Raw genomic sequence first — 17,413 nt, forward strand, 5'->3', positions numbered from 1 at the left:
CTTTGCGCCAACCCTTTCTGGGCCGTTGTGCTGCCTGTGTTTCGCGGTCTCTCCGACGCGTTTTCCGGGTGGCTCACCAGCCCTAGCCATCGATGATCACGGGCCTTCTCAAGAAGATTTTCGGCAGCCGTAATGAACGGCTGATCAAACAATACCGCCGCAAGGTGGCGCAGATCAATGCGCTCGAGCCCAAGTTCGAAGCGCTCTCCGATGCCGAGCTGCAGGCCAAGACCGAAGAATTCCGCCAACGTTTTGCCAAGGGCGAAACCCTCGACGCGTTGTTGCCCGAAGCGTTCGCTGTGTGCCGCGAGGCCAGCAAGCGCGTGATGAAGATGCGGCACTTCGACGTGCAGCTTGTCGGCGGCATGGTCCTGCACGACGGCAAGATCGCCGAAATGCGCACGGGTGAAGGCAAGACGCTGACCGCAACGCTGGCTGTGTATCTGAACGCCATTTCGGGTCAGGGCGTGCACGTCGTGACGGTCAACGATTACCTCGCCCAGCGCGACGCCGAGTGGATGGGCCGCCTGTACAACTGGCTGGGCCTGTCGGTGGGCGTCAACCTGACCACCATGGATCACGACCAGAAGCAGGCTGCCTACGCGTCGGACATCACCTACGGCACGAACAACGAGTTCGGCTTCGACTACCTGCGCGACAATATGGTGTACGACGCCGGCCAGCGCGTGCAGCGTCCGCTGAACTACGCGATCGTCGATGAAGTCGACTCGATCCTGATCGATGAAGCGCGCACCCCGCTGATCATCTCCGGCCAGGCAGAAGACCACACCGACCTGTACCGCCGCATGAACGGCATCCCGGCGCAGCTCACGCGCCAGATCGGTGAAGAGAAGTCGGATGGCACAGGCGTCGAGAAGCCGGGCGATTACTATGTCGACGAAAAGTCGCATCAGGTCTACCTGACCGAATCGGGCCACGAGAAAGCCGAGCAGATCCTGCTGCAAGCCGGCTTGATCGGCGAGGGCGAATCGCTCTACGCGCCGCAGAACATCACGCTGATGCACCATCTGTACGCCGCCCTGCGTGCGCACAGCCTGTTCTTCCGCGATCAGCACTACGTGGTGCAGAACGGTGAAGTGGTGATCGTCGATGAATTCACCGGCCGGCTGATGGCGGGCCGCCGCTGGTCCGACGGTCTGCATCAGGCCGTGGAAGCCAAGGAAGGCGTGCAGATCCAGCAGGAAAACCAGACGCTGGCGACCATCACGTTCCAGAACTACTTCCGCATGTACAACAAGCTGTCGGGCATGACCGGCACGGCTGACACGGAAGCGTATGAATTCCAGGAGATTTATGGCCTGGAAACCGTGGTGATCCCGACCAACCGCACGCCGCAGCGCAAGGACTTGCAGGATCAGATCTACAAGACCTCGAAGGAGCGCTACGACGCCGTCATTCGCGATATTCGCGATTGCTACGAGCGTGGTCAGCCAGTGCTGGTGGGCACGACGTCCATCGAAAACTCCGAACTGCTGTCGAACCTGCTGAACCAGGCGAAGCTGCCGCATCAGGTGCTCAACGCGAAGCAGCACGAACGTGAAGCTGAGATCATCGCGCAGGCCGGTCGTCCGAAGATGATCACCATTGCCACCAACATGGCTGGCCGCGGTACCGACATCGTGCTGGGCGGCAACGTGGAAAAGCAGTCCGGCTTTGTGATGGCCGACGAGTCGCTCTCCGACGCTGAGAAGGCCTCGCGCGTGAAGACGTTGCAGGACGAATGGCAATCGCTGCACGAGCAGGTGAAGGCTGCTGGCGGCCTGCATATCGTTGGCACCGAGCGCCACGAGTCGCGCCGGATCGACAACCAGCTGCGTGGCCGTGCCGGCCGTCAGGGCGATCCGGGTTCGTCACGTTTTTATCTGTCGCTGGATGACCAACTGCTGCGCATCTTCGCGGGCGACCGCGTGCGCGCGATCATGGACCGCCTGAAGATGCCCGAAGGCGAGCCGATCGAAGCAGGCATCGTCACGCGCTCGATCGAATCGGCGCAGCGCAAGGTCGAAGGCCGCAACTTCGATATCCGCAAGCAACTGCTGCAGTACGACGATGTCTCCAACGATCAGCGCAAGGAACTCTACAAGCTGCGTAACGAGATTCTCGAAGCGCAGGATGTGGGCGATCTGGTCAAGAACCTGCGCGAGTCCGTGTTCACCGAGCTGTTCCGCACCTATGTGCCGGCCGAGACCATGGAAGAGCAGTGGGATGTCGCCGGCCTGGAAAAGGCCCTGCGTGAAGACTGGGGCGTCGATCAGCCGCTGGTGAAGACGCTGGAAGATGCGCAGTCGATCGAAGACGAGGATCTGCTGAAGATGGTGCTGGACGCCGCTGAAGCGGTGTACGAAGGCAAAGTGGCGCAGGTGGGCCGCGAGTCCTTCGCCGGTTTCGAGCGTTCGGTGATGCTGCAAAGCCTCGATACGCACTGGCGTGAGCACCTGGCGGCGCTCGACATGCTGCGCCAGGGTATCCACCTGCGCGGCTATGCGCAGAAGGACCCGAAGCAGGAATACAAGCGCGAGTCGTTCGAACTGTTCGGCCGCCTGCTCGATACCATTCGCAACGAAGTCACGCGTATTGTCTTCACGGTGCGAATCCAGTCGCAGGAAGAGCTGGAGCAGGCATCCGAGCAGATCGAAGAAGATCTTTCCGCGCTGAGCAACCTGCAGTACAAGCACGACGAATTCAGCGAACTGGCCGAAGTGGCCGCGGGCGATGCGGAGATTCACGGCGCGACGCCGGCTATGGCCGCACCGCGTTCGGCGGCATCTGCCGCTGCTGCCGCACTGGCTGGCGAAGTGCCGAAAGTTGGCCGCAACGATCCGTGCCCATGTGGTTCGGGCAAGAAGTACAAGCAGTGCCACGGCAAACTTGCCTGACGCTGTTTAGACCTGTTTTCTGTTGATTCACGATGCCCGCAATGCGGGCATCCTCATTTGAAAGGTGTGCTCCATGGCTGTGAATCTCGTCGCGCCTGCCGCTGACTCCCTGTTGCCGATCGACGGTGTGGACCTGGGCTGGGCCGAGGCCGGTGTGCGCAAGGCCAATCGCAAGGATGTGCTGCTGGTTCGTATCGCAGAGGGCTCGACGGTGGCCGGTGTGTTCACGCAGAACCGTTTCTGCGCGGCACCTGTGCAGGTGTGCCGCGAGCATTTGGCGAGCGGCAAGGGCGCACGTGCGATCGTCGTGAACACAGGCAACGCGAATGCCGGAACGGGCGCACCGGGCCTCGCGCACGCACGCCAGACCTGCGATGCCGTGGCCAAGCTGCTGGGCGTGTCGGCGGAGCAGGTGCTGCCGTTCTCCACGGGCGTGATTCTGGAGCCGCTGCCGGTCGATCGCATCGTCGCAGGGCTGCCGGCTGCGCAGGCCAACGCGAAGCCCGACAACTGGCTGGCCGCCGCTGAAGCCATCATGACCACCGACACCGTACCCAAAGCAGCGTCCGCCACGTGCACGCTGTCGGGCAAGACCGTGCGCATGTCGGGCATCAGCAAGGGCGCAGGCATGATCCGCCCGAACATGGCGACGATGCTCGGCTTCATCGCCACCGATGCCAATGTGGATGAAGCTGTGCTTCAAGGTTTGGTGCGCCACGCGGCTGATCATTCGTTCAACAGCGTGACGGTGGATGGCGATACCTCCACCAACGACTCGTTCGTCGTCATCGCCACGGGCCGTGCCGGCACGCCGCGCATCGATTCCGAATCGCACCCCGACTATGCTGCGTTGCGCGATGCGTTGACGGGTCTCGCACAGGAGCTGGCGCAGAAGATCGTGCGCGACGGCGAAGGCGCGACCAAGTTCATGGCCATCCAGGTTGAGGGTGGCCGCAACGTTGAGGAGTGCCGATTGATCGCCTACGCGGTCGCGCACTCGCCGCTGGTGAAGACCGCGTTCTACGCTTCGGACCCCAACCTGGGCCGCATCCTGGCCGCCGTTGGCTACGCCGGTGTGACGGACCTCGACGTGAACGGCGTCAACCTGTGGCTCGACGACGTGTGGGTTGCGCGTGACGGTGGCCGCAACCCCGAATACCGCGAAGAGGACGGCCAGCGCGTGATGAAGCAGGCAGAGATCACCGTGCGCATCGCACTCGGCCGCGGCAACGCCACCGCCACCGTGTGGACGTGCGATTTCTCGCACGATTACGTGTCGATCAACGCGGACTACCGTTCCTAATTCGGAGTCAGCCGCTATGTCGTCCGACCTTTCCGCACGGCTCGACCGCTTTCTTGGGCGGCTTGAGCAATGGCTGCCGCCCGAACTGACTGAGGCTGATTGGAACGAGGCCGTTGCCTTCCGCTGGCGCAAACGCCAGAGCTTGTTCGGCAACATCGGCTATCTCGTGCCGATCCGCCAGCTGCCGCCGATCCACCTGAGCGATCTGCACAACATCGAGCGCCAGAAAGACGCCATCGTCGCCAACACCCGCCAGTTCGTGCGTAAGTTGCCGGCCAACAATGTGCTGCTCACGGGTGCGCGGGGCACCGGCAAGTCATCGCTCATCAAGGCGTGCCTGAACGAATTCGTGAAGGAAGGCCTGCGTCTTGTCGAAGTCGACAAGGATGATCTGGCTGATCTGGGCGATATCGTCGAGCAACTGTCGACGCGCCCGGAGCGCTTCGCGATCTTCTGCGATGACCTTTCGTTTGAAGAGGGCGAATCGGGCTACAAGGCGCTGAAGTCTGCGCTGGACGGCTCGGTGGCAACGCAGTCAGACAACGTGCTGATCTACGCGACGTCCAACCGGCGCCATTTGCTGCCCGAATACATGAAGGACAACGAGACTTATCAGCACACATCGGATGGCGAAATCCATCCGGGCGAGGTGGTGGAAGAGAAGATCTCGTTGTCGGAGCGCTTCGGGCTGTGGCTGTCGTTCTACCCGCCCAAGCAGGATGAATATCTGACCATCGTCGGCCACTGGCTCCGGCATTTCGGCTGCAGCGACGAGGACATCGCCGCTGCGCGTGGCGATGCGCTGGTCTGGGCGCTCGAGCGCGGTTCGCGCTCTGGTCGCGTGGCATGGCAGTTCGCCCGCGACTGGGGCGGCAAGCATGGGCGGCAGCATGTCGACTGACAATCTGACGCAAGTGCCACCCACGCACACCTCCGACGGTCGCAAGATCACCGAGGTGGCCGTTGGCGTGCTGGTGCAGCCGGACGGCCAGTTCTTGCTTGCACAGCGTCCCGAGGGCAAGCCGTACGCGGGCTACTGGGAATTCCCTGGCGGCAAGCTGGAGGCGGGCGAATCGGTGGAAGCTGCGCTCACGCGTGAACTCAAGGAAGAACTGGACGTTACGTTGCGCGCCTGCGTGCCCTGGCACACCATCGAGCACGATTACCCTCACGCATATGTGCGCCTGCACTTCTGCAAGGTAACGGCGTGGGACGGGACATTGCGCGCGCTGGAAGGTCAGGACTTCGCCTGGCAGACGCTGCCGATCAACGTTGATCCGGTGCTGCCGGCAACGTTGCCCGTCTTCGAATGGATGCGCGAGGAAGCGACGGCTAGTTGAGCTTGTTGCTCGTATCGCCGCCAGGTGCCTCGGGCAGGTCGTCTTCTTCGACCACGGGGATGGTGTACTGCTCGGCGGCCCAGGCACCCAGGTCGATCTGCTTGCAGCGTTCGGAGCAGAAGGGGCGGTAGCGGCTCTCAGGCACCCAGGGCACGGGCTTGCCGCAGCTGGGGCATTTGACGGTCTTCACATTCATGGTGCGGCTCAGAAATTACAGAGCTTCAGCTGGAACGGGATATCCGCATCGACGGGCTTCGGTCGCAGGTCGCCATCCTGCTGGGTAAAGCGCACCCAAAGCATGTACTTGTTGGCGCTGATCTCGGGAATGAACCCCAGCGCCGACTCGTCCAGGCGCACCTGCATCAGCTGGTACACACGGCCCGACAGCATCTGCTGATAGCTGCCAGTGTTAGCAATCACCTTGCCACTCTGGCCCGATTCGCGCAGCAGGCGCAGCACGATCATCGTGGCGTCGCGTAGCGGCACCAGCGGTTGGGCCCATTTGATGATGTCGGCGCGGCGGCGCTCGGCGGGGTGATGCTGCCATGCAAAATACGCGGGCAGATCAAACTCGCACGTACCGCCGGGGATGATCGCGCGGCTGCGGATGCTCGTCAGCCACTCGTTGTCGGCGATGAGCTGGCCCGCCTTGCCATGTGTGGCAGTGAGATTGCCCGAGGCGGTTTCCAGCTCGCTGATGACGGCATCAAGCGCGTCCTGGTCGATCTGCGGATTGGCGCGCAGCGCGGTGAGAGTCTGGCGCTGGCGATCGAGTTCTTTCAGCAGATCGGATTTGAGGTCGGCACGCCCGGCTACGTCCACCACTTCGAACAGCGTGGTCAGGGCCACATGGTGCTGCAGCGGGTGTTCCTGAACGAGAAAGAAATCCAGCCGCTCGAACAGGTCTTCGAGGCGCAGCAGCGTCCGAATGCGTTCGTTGAAGGGATATTCGTACAGGATCAAAACTTGGGTGCCCGGTTTGCTGGCCTGCTGGCATATGCGGCCCCGAAGCCCATTTGGCCTCGATCTGCCCGCATTCTATGCGAGACCCTCGTTCATCACAATGCAAAGGGCTGTGACGACCGCTTTCAGACCGTTTCAGTTCGTCCTGTAGGTTAGGTCCAGGCGGTCGATCTGCGGCAGGAGGTCAGCCAGCGTGCCGCTGTTGTCGATCACGTCGTCGGCTGCGGCAAGGCGCGCTTCGCGTGAAGCCTGGCGCGCGATGATGGCTTCCACCTGCGTGCGCGGCAGCCCGCTACGGGCCATCACGCGGGCAATCTGCGTCTCAACCGCGCAGTCGACCACCAGAATGCGGTCGACCAGCGTGCGCCAACTGTGATGCCCGGCGAGGGATTCCACCAACAGGGGGACCACGTAGACTAGGTACGGGTGCGCGCTCGATGCCTGCGCGGCGGCTCCGCGCGACAACGCGATCTCGCGGATGAGCGGATGCGTGATCTGCTCCAGTCGCGATTTGGCGGTGGCGTCCGAAAACGCGAGAGCGCGCATGGCATCGCGGTCCATGGCACCGTCCGCGCGCAGGATGGCGGCGCCGAACGTCTCGACCAGCTTGGGGATGGCCGCCCCCCCGGGTGCGGCGATCTCATGGGCGATCGCGTCGGTGTCGACAATGGCGGCGCCGCGTTCCGCCAGGCGGTCTGCCACGTAGCTTTTACCGCTGCCAATGCCGCCGGTCAGGCCGATCACGCGCATGTTCGCCATGCCCTTATGGCGCAAGCAGCGGGCCGAGCCCTGCCAGCATGAGCAACTGCGGGCCGGCCAGCAGTGCGATCACGCCGGCCCCGGCAATGAACGGTCCGAACGAGAACGGCGATTCGCTCGTCGCGCCGCGCGCAATGCGCACCAGCCCAAACACCAGTCCCACGACCGACGACAGCAGCACGAGCAGCGGCAGCGCCTGCCAGCCGAACCAGGCGCCGAGTGCGGCCATCAGCTTGAAGTCCCCATAGCCCATGCCTTCGCGGCCGCGCAGCAGCTTGTACGCCCAGTAGATCGACCACAGGAACAGGTAGCCGGCCATCGCGCCAATCACCGCGTCGTGCAGGTGCACGAACATGCCGAACAGATTCACGCCCAGCCCAAGCCAGAGCAGCGGCTGGGTGATGGCATCGGGCAGTAGTTGTGTGTCGGCGTCGATCATCGTGCCGGCGATCAGGAACCACAGCAGCACCGCCGATGCGACTGCCACCCACGTCGGGCCGAAGTGCCACAGGCAGGCCGCCGTCAGCAGCCCCGTGACCAGCTCCACTGCGGGATAGCGCCATGAAATCGGTGTCTCGCAGGCACTGCAGCGGCCGCGCAGCGCCAGCCAGCTCAATACGGGAATATTCTCGATCGCTTTGATCTGGTGACCGCACGACGGGCATGCGGAGCGCGGCACGACCAGGTTGTATGCGTCGGGGTGAGGCAGCGGCTCTTCGCGCAACTCGGCGATGTAGTTGGCTTCTTCCCGCTCGATCATGCGCGGCAGGCGGTGAATCACCACGTTGAGAAAACTGCCGACCAGCAAGCCGACCAGCAAGCCGGCCGCAATCACAAACCACGCCGGCAATTGCGCCAGCGTGGGGATGATGAACATCTCTGGCATTGCGTCAGACCACCGTACCAAGCTTGAAGATCGGGAGATACATCGCCACCACCATGCCGCCGATCAGCACGCCGAGGAAGACGATGATGATTGGTTCGATCAGGGTCGAGATGTTGGCCACCGCATCGTCCACCTCGCGCTCGTAGAACTCGGCCACCTTCAGCAGCATGTTGTCCAAGGCACCGGACTCTTCACCGATCTGCGTCATCTGCAGGACCATGTTGTCGAACACGTGCGTGGCCTGCATGGCGTTGGTGAGACTGGTGCCGATACGTACCGCTTGCTGAACTTCCAGCGTCGCATCGTGGTAGATCCAGTTGCCAGCGGCACCGGCGACCGACTCCATCGATTCCACGAGCGGAGTACCAGCTGCGAACATGGTAGCCAGCGTGCGAGTCCAGCGCGCGATGGTCGCCTTGCGGATGATGTCCCCAAAGATGGGAATCTTCAGGATAAAGCGATGTGTCGAACGCTGGACGTTTTCAGACCGTTTGAATGCGCGAGAAAACAATGCAATGCCCGCGACGGGCCCCAGCACGATTGGTATCCACCACTTAACGAAAAAGTCGGAAATCGCAATCACGAACAGCGTTGGAGCCGGCAGGTCCGCGCCGAAACTGGAGAACACGCTCTTGAACGAGGGCACCACAAAGATCATCAGGACCACGGTCACCGCAAACGCCACCGTCAGCACCGAGATCGGATAGATCATCGCCGACTTGATCTGCGCCTTCAGCGCGATCGACTTCTCCATGTACAGCGAAAGCCGCTCCAGCAGGGCATCGAGAATACCGCCTTGCTCGCCAGCGTCGATCAGGTTGCAGTACAGCGTGTCAAAGTACTTCGGATGACGGCGGAAGGCTTGCGCCATGCTGCTGCCCGACTCAATGTCGACACGGATTTCCGTCAGCAGTTGCGTGAAGTTTGGATTGGCATGGCCCTTCGCGATGATGTCGACCGACTGCAGGAGCGGCACGCCGGCCTTCAGCATGGTCGAGAGCTGGCGCGTGAAGTAGGCGATGTCCTTCGGCGTGATCTTCTTGCCGCGGGCCGCACGGCGGCGCTTGGACTTCGTGATCGACAGGCCTTGCTTGCGCAGGATGGCATTCACCTCGGTGATGCTCTCGGCGCGCATCTCGCCCTTGAAGATCTTGCCTTTGCGATCTTTGCCTTCCCACTCGAAGATGTACTGCGTGGGCGCCTTTGTCTTGGCAGTCTTTCGCGCTGGCGCGGCGGCCGCGCGATTCGCGGCAGGTGCTCGTGTGGCCATGGTTGGTTCCTACCCCCCGGTATGGGAACGATTGATCGAGAAGGTTATTGGTTCGTTGTGGCCAGCACTTCCTCTAGGGAAGTCAGCCCCTGCTTCACTTTCCGCAAGCCCGATTCGCGCAGCGACAGCACGCCGTCCTTGCGTGCCTGCTCGGCAATCTGCAGCGCCGTGCCGTGCGTAAGGATGATCTCCTGGATCGCTTCGGTGATCGGCATGACTTGGTAGATGCCGACCCGGCCCTTGTAGCCGCTGCCGTTGCAGGTTTCGCAACCGACCGGGTGATACGGCTGCCAGGAGCCGTCGACGTCCGCTTCGGTAAAGCCCGCGTCGAGCAGCGTTTCCTTGGGCAGCGGCCCCGGCTTCTTGCAATCCTTGCACAACCGGCGTGCCAGACGCTGCGCTGTAATCAGCAGCACCGACGACGCGATGTTGAACGGCGCCACCCCCATGTTCATCAGGCGAGTCAGCGTGGTCGGGGCATCGTTGGTGTGCAGCGTGGAAAACACCAAGTGCCCGGTCTGCGCGGCCTTGATCGAAATGTCGGCCGTTTCCAGATCTCGGATTTCGCCCACCATGATGATGTCCGGATCCTGCCGCAGGAACGACTTCAGCGCCGCCGCAAAGGTCAGCCCCGCCTTGTCATTCACGTTGACTTGGTTGATGCCGGGCAACTGGATTTCCGCCGGATCTTCGGCGGTAGAGATATTGATGTCGCCCTGATTCAGCCTGTTCAGGAAGGTGTACAGCGACACGGTCTTGCCCGAGCCCGTTGGCCCTGTCACGAGCACCATACCGTACGGGCGCTTGATCACGTCGAGCAGCAACTGCTTCTGTTCCGGCTCGTAGCCGAGCTGGTCGATATCGAGCCGCTCGGTGGACGACTCCAGAATCCGGATCACGATCTTCTCGCCGAACAGCGTCGGCAGCGTCGATACCCGGAAGTCGATGGCGCGCTCGATCGTCTCCTTGTTGTCCTTGTCCTTGCGGTCTTTCGGAACGGTGATCAGCAGCTTCATGCGGCCGTCTTGCGGCACGCGCTTTTCCGAGATATCCAGGCGCGACAACACCTTGATGCGCGTCGCGATCTTGTCGCGGATATCCAGCGGCGGCTGCGCGACCTGCGCGAGGATGCCGTCAATACGGAAACGCACCCGGTAAAACGTTTCAAAGGGCTCGAAATGCAAGTCCGACGCGCCGCGCAACAAGGCCTCGGTAAAGAGCTTCTGCAGGAAGCGCACCACGGGGGCATCGTCGATGCCATCGGTGGTGGTGCGACGCGTGGCGGCAGCAGCGCCCGGGTCGTACTCAATCTGCGTGGCTTCCTGTTTGGGAAAGAGCGACTTGATCTCGGCCGGCGCTTCATTGGCGAGGCTCAGTTGCCGCACCAGCTTGTCGTGTTCAACGATGACCGTTTCGATGGCCACGTTCATCTTCTGACGCAGCTCTTCGATCGGTTTCGGATCGCTGGGGTCGGACGTGGCGAGGATGAGGCGGTTTTCGCGGCGGCCCAGCGGCAACAGGCGCAACTGGGCAAAGTGCTTGTTGGCTGACAGCACGGCCGGCACGGTGTCGAGCTTGTACTGAGCCAAGTCCAGCAGCGGCATCTGATACTTGCCGGCCACGAACACGGCGAGGTCGTGCGCACTCATGATCCCGCTGCCCACCAGTTCGTCGATCAATTGCGTGCGTTTTTCACGCGCGCTCTGTTCGAGCTGGGTGAGTAGCGTCGGCGCGATCCGCCGGCTCTGCGCTAGAGCGAGTCCGAGTGTCATGAGTCCAGTCCGTCAGGCTGAAGCTGACCATTTCAGCGCGCGCCGGGCCCCACCGCCTCCAGCGTGCGCTCGCCCCCCAAGGCGATTGTTTTATGTTCTGCAGCCGGTACCCCACCCATTCGTGGGGGGTGGTGTCCGGAACCGGGGCAGTTTGCCGACCGCCCCTGCATTTGTAAAGCGCACATCAAAGCGCAGCTTGCATTTGTGCCACATCGGCAGAAAACCGCTCCAACTGAAGCGTTCGCGCTTGAGTGTGGCGTCAACTGCGCTTTGGTTGCGGCGGCTGATGCAGGCGTACCGTGCGGATCGATTGGCTGTCCATCTGGACGATGTCCATCACGCAGCCCGCAATCTTCACACTCACCGTCGCTTCGGGAATCTCTTCCAGCACTTCCAGTAACAGCCCGTTGAGCGTCTTCGGGCCGTCGGTTGGCAGGCCCAAGCCTAGACGCCTGTTCAGATCGCGCAACGACATTCCCGCATCCGCAAGATAAGTGCCTTCCTTGTCCCAGGCCAGCTTGCCGGCGTTGGGCAGCGTGGTGGTGAACTCGCCGATCATCTCTTCGATGATGTCTTCAAGCGTCACCAATCCCAGCATGTCGCCGTATTCATTGACGATCAGGCCGAGACGGCGGCGGTTCTCCTGAAAGTACTGTAGCTGGCGGAAAACGGGCGTGCCGCTCGGTACAAAATACGGCTCGGCGAGCAGGCCCCGGAAATCGTCGTGCGTGAGTTCGGTGTGCCCCAGCAGTGACAGTGCCTTGCGCACATGCAGGATGCCGATCACCTGATCGCTATCCTGCTCGAACACGGGCAGCTTGTTGTGATAGCAGGTTTCGAGCTGCTGGATGACTTCTTCAATCGGGCGTGACAGATCGAGCGATTCCACGCGCGCGCGCGGCGTCATCACGTCGTCCACGGTGATGACGTCAAGGTCGAACAGGTTGAGCAGGATGCTGCGGTGCTTGTGCGGAATGAAGTTGCCTGATTCCAGCACCAGCGTGCGCAGTTCCTCGGTCGACATGCGCTGCTCCGGCGCTTTGCGCGTGTTGATGCGCACCAATCGCAGGACACCCATGGCAAACGCGTTGACCACCGCGACCAGCGGCGTCGAAATCTGCAGCAGCGGCTTGATGATGAAACTGGCAGGGAAGGCCACGCGTTCGGGGTAGGTCGCGCCCACGATCTTGGGGGCAATCTCCGCAAATACGATGATGAGAAACGCGACGATGGCCGTGGCAATCGACAGCGTCGTTCCGTTGTTGCCGAAGTAGTGGATCGCCAAGGTGGTGATCAGCACCGGCACAGCGGTGTTGATCAGATTGTTGCCGATCAGGATGAGCGAGAGCAGCTTGTCGGTCTGACCGAGCAACTGTTGCGTATTGCGCGCGCCCGATACGTTGGACTTGGCAAGATGCCGCAGGCGATGGCGGTTCAGGGCCATCATCGCGGTTTCGGAAATCGAGAAGAAGGCGGAGCAGCACAACAGCAGCACGACGGCGCCGATTTGTGCCCAGAGCGGCCAAGAGTCCAAAGCGGGAGAGGAAGGGCGGCGAAGCGCCCACTATAACAGAGGGGTTTGCCGCTTCTGCGCACACGGCCATTGGCCGCGCGGACAGCGCAACACCCCGCTGAAATAAGCGGACGATGCGGAAAATGCTTGGAATTGCTGTGCGGCGATGCTGAAAACTGTGCCGCCGGAATGACTTGAATACGAGAAACTGGTCGGGGTGAGAGGATTCGAACCTCCGGCCTCTACGTCCCGAACGTAGCGCTCTACCAGGCTAAGCTACACCCCGATGCTTCTTCGCAGATCTCGTGCGTGTCAGGACTGACGTTGCAGCGAGAAAGCACACAAGTCTATCAGCGTCTGACGGAAAAGGGAAGGGGGTAATGCGTTTGCCGCTGCTTCAGCTGCGGTGGCTTCGCGCTCGGCGGCCAGGCGCGTGTACTCCAGCGCGCCGGAAGCCTGAATGGCAGCGAAGATTGCATCGAAATGTTCCGTGCCGCCTTGCTCGATGGCTTGGCGCACCAGTGCGCGCTGCTCTTCCGTGCCGTTTGACAGCAGGTGGATGAGTGGCAGGGTCGGCTTGCCTTCGCGCAGGTCGTCGCCAGCGTTCTTGCCCATTTGATCAGCGGTGGACGTGTAGTCGAGCAGGTCATCGACGATCTGGAACGCGGTGCCAATGCGGCGGCCGTATTCGGCGGCAGCTTCTTCGATGGCGGTGTCCGCGCCTGAGAGCACTGCACCGATCTGGGCGGCTGCCTCGAACAGCTTGGCGGTCTTGTAGCGAATGACCTGCAGATAGCGCTCTTCCGTTACGTCCGGGTCATGCATGTTCAGCAGTTGCAGAACCTCGCCTTCAGAAATGATGTTGGTTGCGTCGGCCAGGATCTGCATGATGCGCATGCTGTTGGCCTGCACCATCATCTGGAAGGCGCGCGAATACAGGAAATCGCCCACCAGCACGCTGGCCGCGTTGCCGAACACGGCATTGGCGGTCTTTCGGCCGCGGCGCAGGTCGGATTCGTCAACCACGTCGTCGTGCAGCAGTGTGGCCGTGTGGATGAACTCGACCACGGCGGCCAGTTCGTGCTGATGCTCGCCCTTGTAGCCGAGCGCATTCGCCACCAGCAGCAGAATCACCGGGCGCAACCGCTTGCCGCCGGCGCTGATGATGTATTCGCCGATCTGATTGATCAGCACCACCTCCGAGCCTAGGCGGCGGCGGATCACGGCATCGACGGCGCGCATGTCTTCAGCGACAGGGGCGAGCAGGACGGAGGCGGAGGACTGGGTCAAGGCGAATTCCGACAGAAAGCGTGTGGCTGGTGGTCAATTTGCGCGCGTACGATGTTGCGCAAAAAACCGCAAGATTATAGAGCAACAGGGTGGTTTGCCGATGGCCCGGCGCACCACGCTTGACGTGGCGGGTGCGTTGCGCGGGCGCAGCACCCCTGTAACGCATTAACCTTTGATTTGCTTGGGTTTTTCTTGTATAGTTGCGAGTTCTCTGTGTCCGTTGTCCGCGCAGGCGGGCGTCGAGTGGCACAAGAGTCACGTTTTAGTTCTTTTATCGAGGTCCGACAATGTACGCGGTCGTAAAAACCGGCGGTAAGCAATACAAGGTTGCTGCTGGCGAAAAACTGAAAGTAGAACAGATACCGGCGGACGTTGGCGCAGAAATCACGCTTGACCAGGTGCTCGCAGTGGGCGCCGGCGACCAACTCAAGGTTGGTGCGCCGCTGGTGAGCGGGGCTGCCGTCAAAGCCACCGTCATCTCCCACGGTCGTCACGACAAAGTGCACATCTTCAAGATGCGCCGTCGTAAGCACTATCAAAAGCGCCAAGGGCATCGTCAAAATTACACCGAGTTGCGTATCGACTCGATCGTGGCCTAAGGCTGCGTCGTCTACGTAACCGGATAGGAGTTCAGTCATGGCACAGAAAAAAGGCGGCGGTTCCACACGGAACGGCCGCGATTCCGAGTCGAAGCGCCTGGGCGTGAAGGTGTACGGTGGTCAAGCCATCAACGCTGGCGGCATCATCGTTCGCCAACGCGGCACCCGCACGCACGCTGGCGTGAACGTGGGCATGGGCAAGGACCACACCCTCTTCGCGCTGGTCGATGGCCACGTGAAGTTCGCCAACCGCGGCGAAGGCAAGAAGCAGTTCGTCGACGTTGTTCCGGCGGCCTGATTTAGCCTTGTAGTAGAAAGGCCCCGCACCCGTGCGGGGCTTTTTCGTTTCTGGCTGCTAACAAAACGCGACCCTGATCCTGGGCGGTACGCTGCTTCTTGGCGCGTGTTTCCAGGCGCGTTCTGTTAGCAATGGCGCGAGTGGCGCCGATTTCTTTTTACCTGCCGTGCGCGTGCCGCACGGGCGGAGACCTCCATGAAGTTCATCGACGAAGCCCGGATTGAAGTGATCGCTGGTGACGGCGGCAACGGCAGCGCCTCGATGCGCCGCGAGAAATTCGTCCCGTTTGGCGGACCGGACGGTGGCGACGGTGGGCGTGGCGGCAGTGTGTGGGCCGTGGCTGACCGCAACATCAACACCCTGATCGACTACCGCTTTGCCAAGAAGCACCTCGCGCGCAACGGCGAAAACGGCCGTGGTGCCGATTGCTACGGCGCCGCTGGCGACGACATCACGCTGCGCATGCCTGTGGGCACGGCCATTTACGATGCCGACACGGAAGAGCTGATTGCCGACCTGACGATCGACGGCCAGCGCCTGTGCCTGGCGCAGGGCGGCGAGGGCGGCTGGGGCAACATCCACTTCAAGTCGAGCACCAATCGCGCGCCGCGCCAGAAGACCGACGGCAAGGCCGGTGAGCGCCGCAACCTGCGCCTGGAGTTGAAGGTGCTGGCCGACGTGGGTCTGCTCGGCATGCCGAATGCCGGCAAGTCGACGCTGATCACCGCCATTTCCAATGCGCGGCCGAAGATTGCCGACTACCCGTTCACGACGCTGCACCCGAACCTGGGCGTGGTCCGGACAGGCCCGTCGAAATCGTTCGTGGTGGCCGACATTCCTGGCCTGATCGAGGGTGCAGCCGAAGGTGCCGGTTTGGGCCACCAGTTCTTGCGGCACCTGCAGCGCACGCGCGTGTTGCTGCACGTGGTGGATCTCGCCCCGTTCGATGAGAATGTCGACCCGGTGGCCGAAGCCAAGGCGATTGTCGGCGAGCTGAAGAAATACGACGCTGAACTCTTCGACAAGCCGCGCTGGCTCGTACTCAACAAGCTCGACATGGTGCCCGAGGACGAACGCGAAGCGCGCGTGAAAGACTTCGTGAAGCGCTTCAAGTGGAAGGGTCCGGTGCACCGCATTTCTGCGTTGACGCACGATGGCACGCAGGCGCTGGTCCACGCGATCCAGGAATACCTCGACGAGTTGCGCGCCGAAGAGGACGCCGCGGCGGCCGCGCCCGACCAGCGTTTGGACCCGACACTGCACAACGTCGACCATGACGGTCAAGCCTAAACACAACATCCTTCGGAGACACGCCCACCATGGCCCTGCATTCGCTGATTGCCGATGCGCGCCGCCTTGTCGTCAAGGTCGGTTCCAGCCTGGTTACCAACGATGGCCGTGGCCTCGACCAGGCCGCCATTGCCCGCTGGGCCGCGCAGATTGCGGCGTTACGGGCGGCGGGCAAGGAGGTCGTGCTGGTCAGCTCCGGCGCCATCGCCGAGGGCATGCAGCGGTTGGGCTGGGCCAAGCGTCCGAAGGAAATTCATGAGTTGCAGGCCGCCGCTGCGGTCGGGCAGATGGGGCTGGCACAGGTGTACGAATCTGAGTTCGCGCGGCACAGCATCCGCACAGCGCAGGTACTGCTCACGCATGGCGATTTGGCCGATCGCGAGCGCTATCTCAACGCACGCTCCACCCTGCTCACGCTGCTGAGCCTCGGTGTCGTGCCGATCATCAACGAGAACGACACCGTCGTCACCGATGAAATCAAGTTCGGCGACAACGACACGCTGGGGGCGCTTGTCACCAACCTGATCGAAGGCGATGCGCTGATCATCCTGACAGACCAGCGCGGCCTGTACACCGCTGACCCGCGCAAGGACCCAGGCGCTCGCTTTGTCGACGAGGCGCAAGCCGGCACACCGGATCTCGAACAGATGGCCGGCGGTGCCGGTTCGAGTATCGGCAAGGGCGGCATGCTGACGAAGATTCTGGCGGCCAAGCGCGCGGCAAAATCCGGCGCGCACACGATCATCGCGTCGGGCCGCGAGGCTGACGTGCTTGCGCGGCTGGCGAGCGGCGAGGCCATCGGCACGCAACTTCGCGCGCCGACCGGGCGGATGGCGGCGCGCAAGCAGTGGATGATCGATCATCTGCAGCTGCGCGGTCGCGTGGTGCTGGATGCCGGTGCGGTAGAAAAACTCACGGCCGGCGGCAAGTCGTTGCTGCCGATTGGCGTGACCGAAGTGCAGGGGGAGTTTGCGCGCGGCGAAGTGATCTCGTGCGTGGACGCGGCGGGGCTGGAAGTTGCCCGGGGGTTGACGAACTATTCGTCAGCTGAGGCCCGCTTGATTGCGCGGAAGTCGTCTTCGGAGATCGAGGCGGTGCTGGGGTATGTGAGTGCTGCCGAGTTGGTGCACCGGGACAATCTGGTATTGCTCTGAGTTGGGATGTTGGTGGCTTGCCCTCTTCGGCCCCGGCAGGGGGGGCGAAAGGAGAGGTTGGCCACCAACGTCCAATCAA

At 62.3% G+C, this 17,413-nt stretch carries 16 protein-coding genes and 1 tRNA gene; 8 read left to right on the forward strand and 9 right to left on the reverse strand.

Features of this window, described 5'->3' with window-relative positions; genetic code table 11:
- Positions 1–92: 92 nt before the first annotated feature.
- The 4 genes from secA to BM136_RS13685 all read left to right on the forward strand — a co-directional run bounded on the left by secA (position 93) and on the right by BM136_RS13685 (position 5,540).
- A complete protein-coding gene (gene secA, locus BM136_RS13670) occupies positions 93–2,897 on the forward strand; it encodes a preprotein translocase subunit SecA (RefSeq protein ID WP_092972364.1) in 2,805 nt (934 codons plus the stop codon).
- A 73-nt stretch (positions 2,898–2,970) separates the two neighbouring features.
- On the forward strand, positions 2,971–4,200 hold the full coding sequence (gene argJ, locus BM136_RS13675; protein WP_092972365.1) for a bifunctional glutamate N-acetyltransferase/amino-acid acetyltransferase ArgJ: 1,230 nt from the start codon (positions 2,971–2,973) through the stop codon (positions 4,198–4,200).
- Positions 4,201–4,216: 16 nt separating this feature from the next.
- Entirely contained in the window at positions 4,217–5,101 is an 885-nt protein-coding gene (locus BM136_RS13680; RefSeq protein ID WP_092972366.1) for an ATP-binding protein, read from the forward strand.
- A complete protein-coding gene (locus BM136_RS13685) occupies positions 5,091–5,540 on the forward strand; it encodes an NUDIX domain-containing protein (RefSeq protein ID WP_092972981.1) in 450 nt (149 codons plus the stop codon). Before BM136_RS13680 ends, BM136_RS13685 begins: the two co-directional genes overlap by 11 nt.
- Here BM136_RS13685 and BM136_RS13690 read toward each other — a convergent pair.
- The 9 genes from BM136_RS13690 to ispB all read right to left on the reverse strand — a co-directional run bounded on the left by BM136_RS13690 (position 5,533) and on the right by ispB (position 13,945).
- Positions 5,533–5,736 carry a DNA gyrase inhibitor YacG gene (locus BM136_RS13690; RefSeq protein ID WP_092972367.1) on the reverse strand — a complete coding sequence of 68 codons (204 nt, stop codon included), beginning with the start codon at positions 5,734–5,736 and terminating at the stop codon, positions 5,533–5,535. The genes BM136_RS13685 and BM136_RS13690 overlap by 8 nt on opposite strands.
- 8 nt (positions 5,737–5,744) lie before the next feature.
- Positions 5,745–6,503 (reverse strand): cell division protein ZapD, encoded by a 759-nt coding sequence (gene zapD / locus BM136_RS13695; RefSeq protein WP_092972368.1) that lies wholly within the window; start codon positions 6,501–6,503, stop codon positions 5,745–5,747.
- Positions 6,504–6,638: 135 nt separating this feature from the next.
- Entirely contained in the window at positions 6,639–7,253 is a 615-nt protein-coding gene (gene coaE, locus BM136_RS13700; RefSeq protein ID WP_092972983.1) for a dephospho-CoA kinase, read from the reverse strand.
- A gap of 13 nt (positions 7,254–7,266) precedes the next feature.
- Positions 7,267–8,148: a prepilin peptidase gene (locus BM136_RS13705; RefSeq protein WP_092972369.1), complete on the reverse strand. Its 882-nt coding sequence runs from the start codon at positions 8,146–8,148 to the stop codon at positions 7,267–7,269.
- A 4-nt stretch (positions 8,149–8,152) separates the two neighbouring features.
- Entirely contained in the window at positions 8,153–9,418 is a 1,266-nt protein-coding gene (locus BM136_RS13710) for a type II secretion system F family protein (RefSeq protein ID WP_092972370.1), read from the reverse strand.
- Positions 9,419–9,462: 44 nt separating this feature from the next.
- Positions 9,463–11,190: a type IV-A pilus assembly ATPase PilB gene (gene pilB / locus BM136_RS13715; protein ID WP_092972371.1), complete on the reverse strand. Its 1,728-nt coding sequence runs from the start codon at positions 11,188–11,190 to the stop codon at positions 9,463–9,465.
- A 259-nt stretch (positions 11,191–11,449) separates the two neighbouring features.
- On the reverse strand, positions 11,450–12,724 hold the full coding sequence (locus BM136_RS13720; protein ID WP_092972372.1) for an HlyC/CorC family transporter: 1,275 nt from the start codon (positions 12,722–12,724) through the stop codon (positions 11,450–11,452).
- Between the two features lie 188 nt (positions 12,725–12,912).
- Positions 12,913–12,989, reverse strand: a tRNA-Pro gene (locus BM136_RS13725).
- Between the two features lie 26 nt (positions 12,990–13,015).
- Complete coding sequence (gene ispB, locus BM136_RS13730; RefSeq protein WP_092972373.1) at positions 13,016–13,945, reverse strand: octaprenyl diphosphate synthase; 930 nt, start codon at positions 13,943–13,945, stop codon at positions 13,016–13,018.
- Between the two features lie 335 nt (positions 13,946–14,280).
- Here ispB and rplU point away from each other — a divergent pair, with 335 nt between their 5' ends.
- The 4 genes from rplU to proB all read left to right on the forward strand — a co-directional run bounded on the left by rplU (position 14,281) and on the right by proB (position 17,334).
- Complete coding sequence (gene rplU / locus BM136_RS13735) at positions 14,281–14,592, forward strand: 50S ribosomal protein L21 (RefSeq protein WP_004633023.1); 312 nt, start codon at positions 14,281–14,283, stop codon at positions 14,590–14,592.
- Between the two features lie 37 nt (positions 14,593–14,629).
- Positions 14,630–14,890 carry a 50S ribosomal protein L27 gene (rpmA, locus tag BM136_RS13740; RefSeq protein WP_004633021.1) on the forward strand — a complete coding sequence of 87 codons (261 nt, stop codon included), beginning with the start codon at positions 14,630–14,632 and terminating at the stop codon, positions 14,888–14,890.
- A gap of 195 nt (positions 14,891–15,085) precedes the next feature.
- On the forward strand, positions 15,086–16,180 hold the full coding sequence (obgE, locus tag BM136_RS13745) for a GTPase ObgE (protein ID WP_092972374.1): 1,095 nt from the start codon (positions 15,086–15,088) through the stop codon (positions 16,178–16,180).
- Between the two features lie 29 nt (positions 16,181–16,209).
- Positions 16,210–17,334 carry a glutamate 5-kinase gene (proB, locus tag BM136_RS13750; RefSeq protein ID WP_175537137.1) on the forward strand — a complete coding sequence of 375 codons (1,125 nt, stop codon included), beginning with the start codon at positions 16,210–16,212 and terminating at the stop codon, positions 17,332–17,334.
- Positions 17,335–17,413 lie beyond the last annotated feature (79 nt).

The sequence above is a fragment of the Ralstonia sp. NFACC01 genome, assembly GCF_900115545.1.
Classification (GTDB): Bacteria; Pseudomonadota; Gammaproteobacteria; order Burkholderiales; family Burkholderiaceae; genus Ralstonia; species Ralstonia mojiangensis.

Bases quoted from the DNA above. Each gene is read 5' to 3' on its own strand.
- BM136_RS13690 (WP_092972367.1), bottom strand. From the start codon at position 5,736: ATGAATGTGAAGACCGTCAAATGCCCCAGCTGCGGCAAGCCCGTGCCC.
- ispB (WP_092972373.1), bottom strand. From the start codon at position 13,945: ATGCGCGCCGTCGATGCCGTGATCCGCCGCCGCCTAGGCTCGGAGGTG.
- coaE (WP_092972983.1), bottom strand. From the start codon at position 7,253: ATGCGCGTGATCGGCCTGACCGGCGGCATTGGCAGCGGTAAAAGCTAC.
- secA (WP_092972364.1), top strand. From the start codon at position 93: ATGATCACGGGCCTTCTCAAGAAGATTTTCGGCAGCCGTAATGAACGG.
- BM136_RS13710 (WP_092972370.1), bottom strand. From the start codon at position 9,418: ATGGCCACACGAGCACCTGCCGCGAATCGCGCGGCCGCCGCGCCAGCG.
- BM136_RS13680 (WP_092972366.1), top strand. From the start codon at position 4,217: ATGTCGTCCGACCTTTCCGCACGGCTCGACCGCTTTCTTGGGCGGCTT.
- argJ (WP_092972365.1), top strand. From the start codon at position 2,971: ATGGCTGTGAATCTCGTCGCGCCTGCCGCTGACTCCCTGTTGCCGATC.
- BM136_RS13705 (WP_092972369.1), bottom strand. From the start codon at position 8,148: ATGCCAGAGATGTTCATCATCCCCACGCTGGCGCAATTGCCGGCGTGG.
- pilB (WP_092972371.1), bottom strand. From the start codon at position 11,190: ATGACACTCGGACTCGCTCTAGCGCAGAGCCGGCGGATCGCGCCGACG.
- rpmA (WP_004633021.1), top strand. From the start codon at position 14,630: ATGGCACAGAAAAAAGGCGGCGGTTCCACACGGAACGGCCGCGATTCC.
- proB (WP_175537137.1), top strand. From the start codon at position 16,210: ATGGCCCTGCATTCGCTGATTGCCGATGCGCGCCGCCTTGTCGTCAAG.
- BM136_RS13685 (WP_092972981.1), top strand. From the start codon at position 5,091: ATGTCGACTGACAATCTGACGCAAGTGCCACCCACGCACACCTCCGAC.
- rplU (WP_004633023.1), top strand. From the start codon at position 14,281: ATGTACGCGGTCGTAAAAACCGGCGGTAAGCAATACAAGGTTGCTGCT.
- obgE (WP_092972374.1), top strand. From the start codon at position 15,086: ATGAAGTTCATCGACGAAGCCCGGATTGAAGTGATCGCTGGTGACGGC.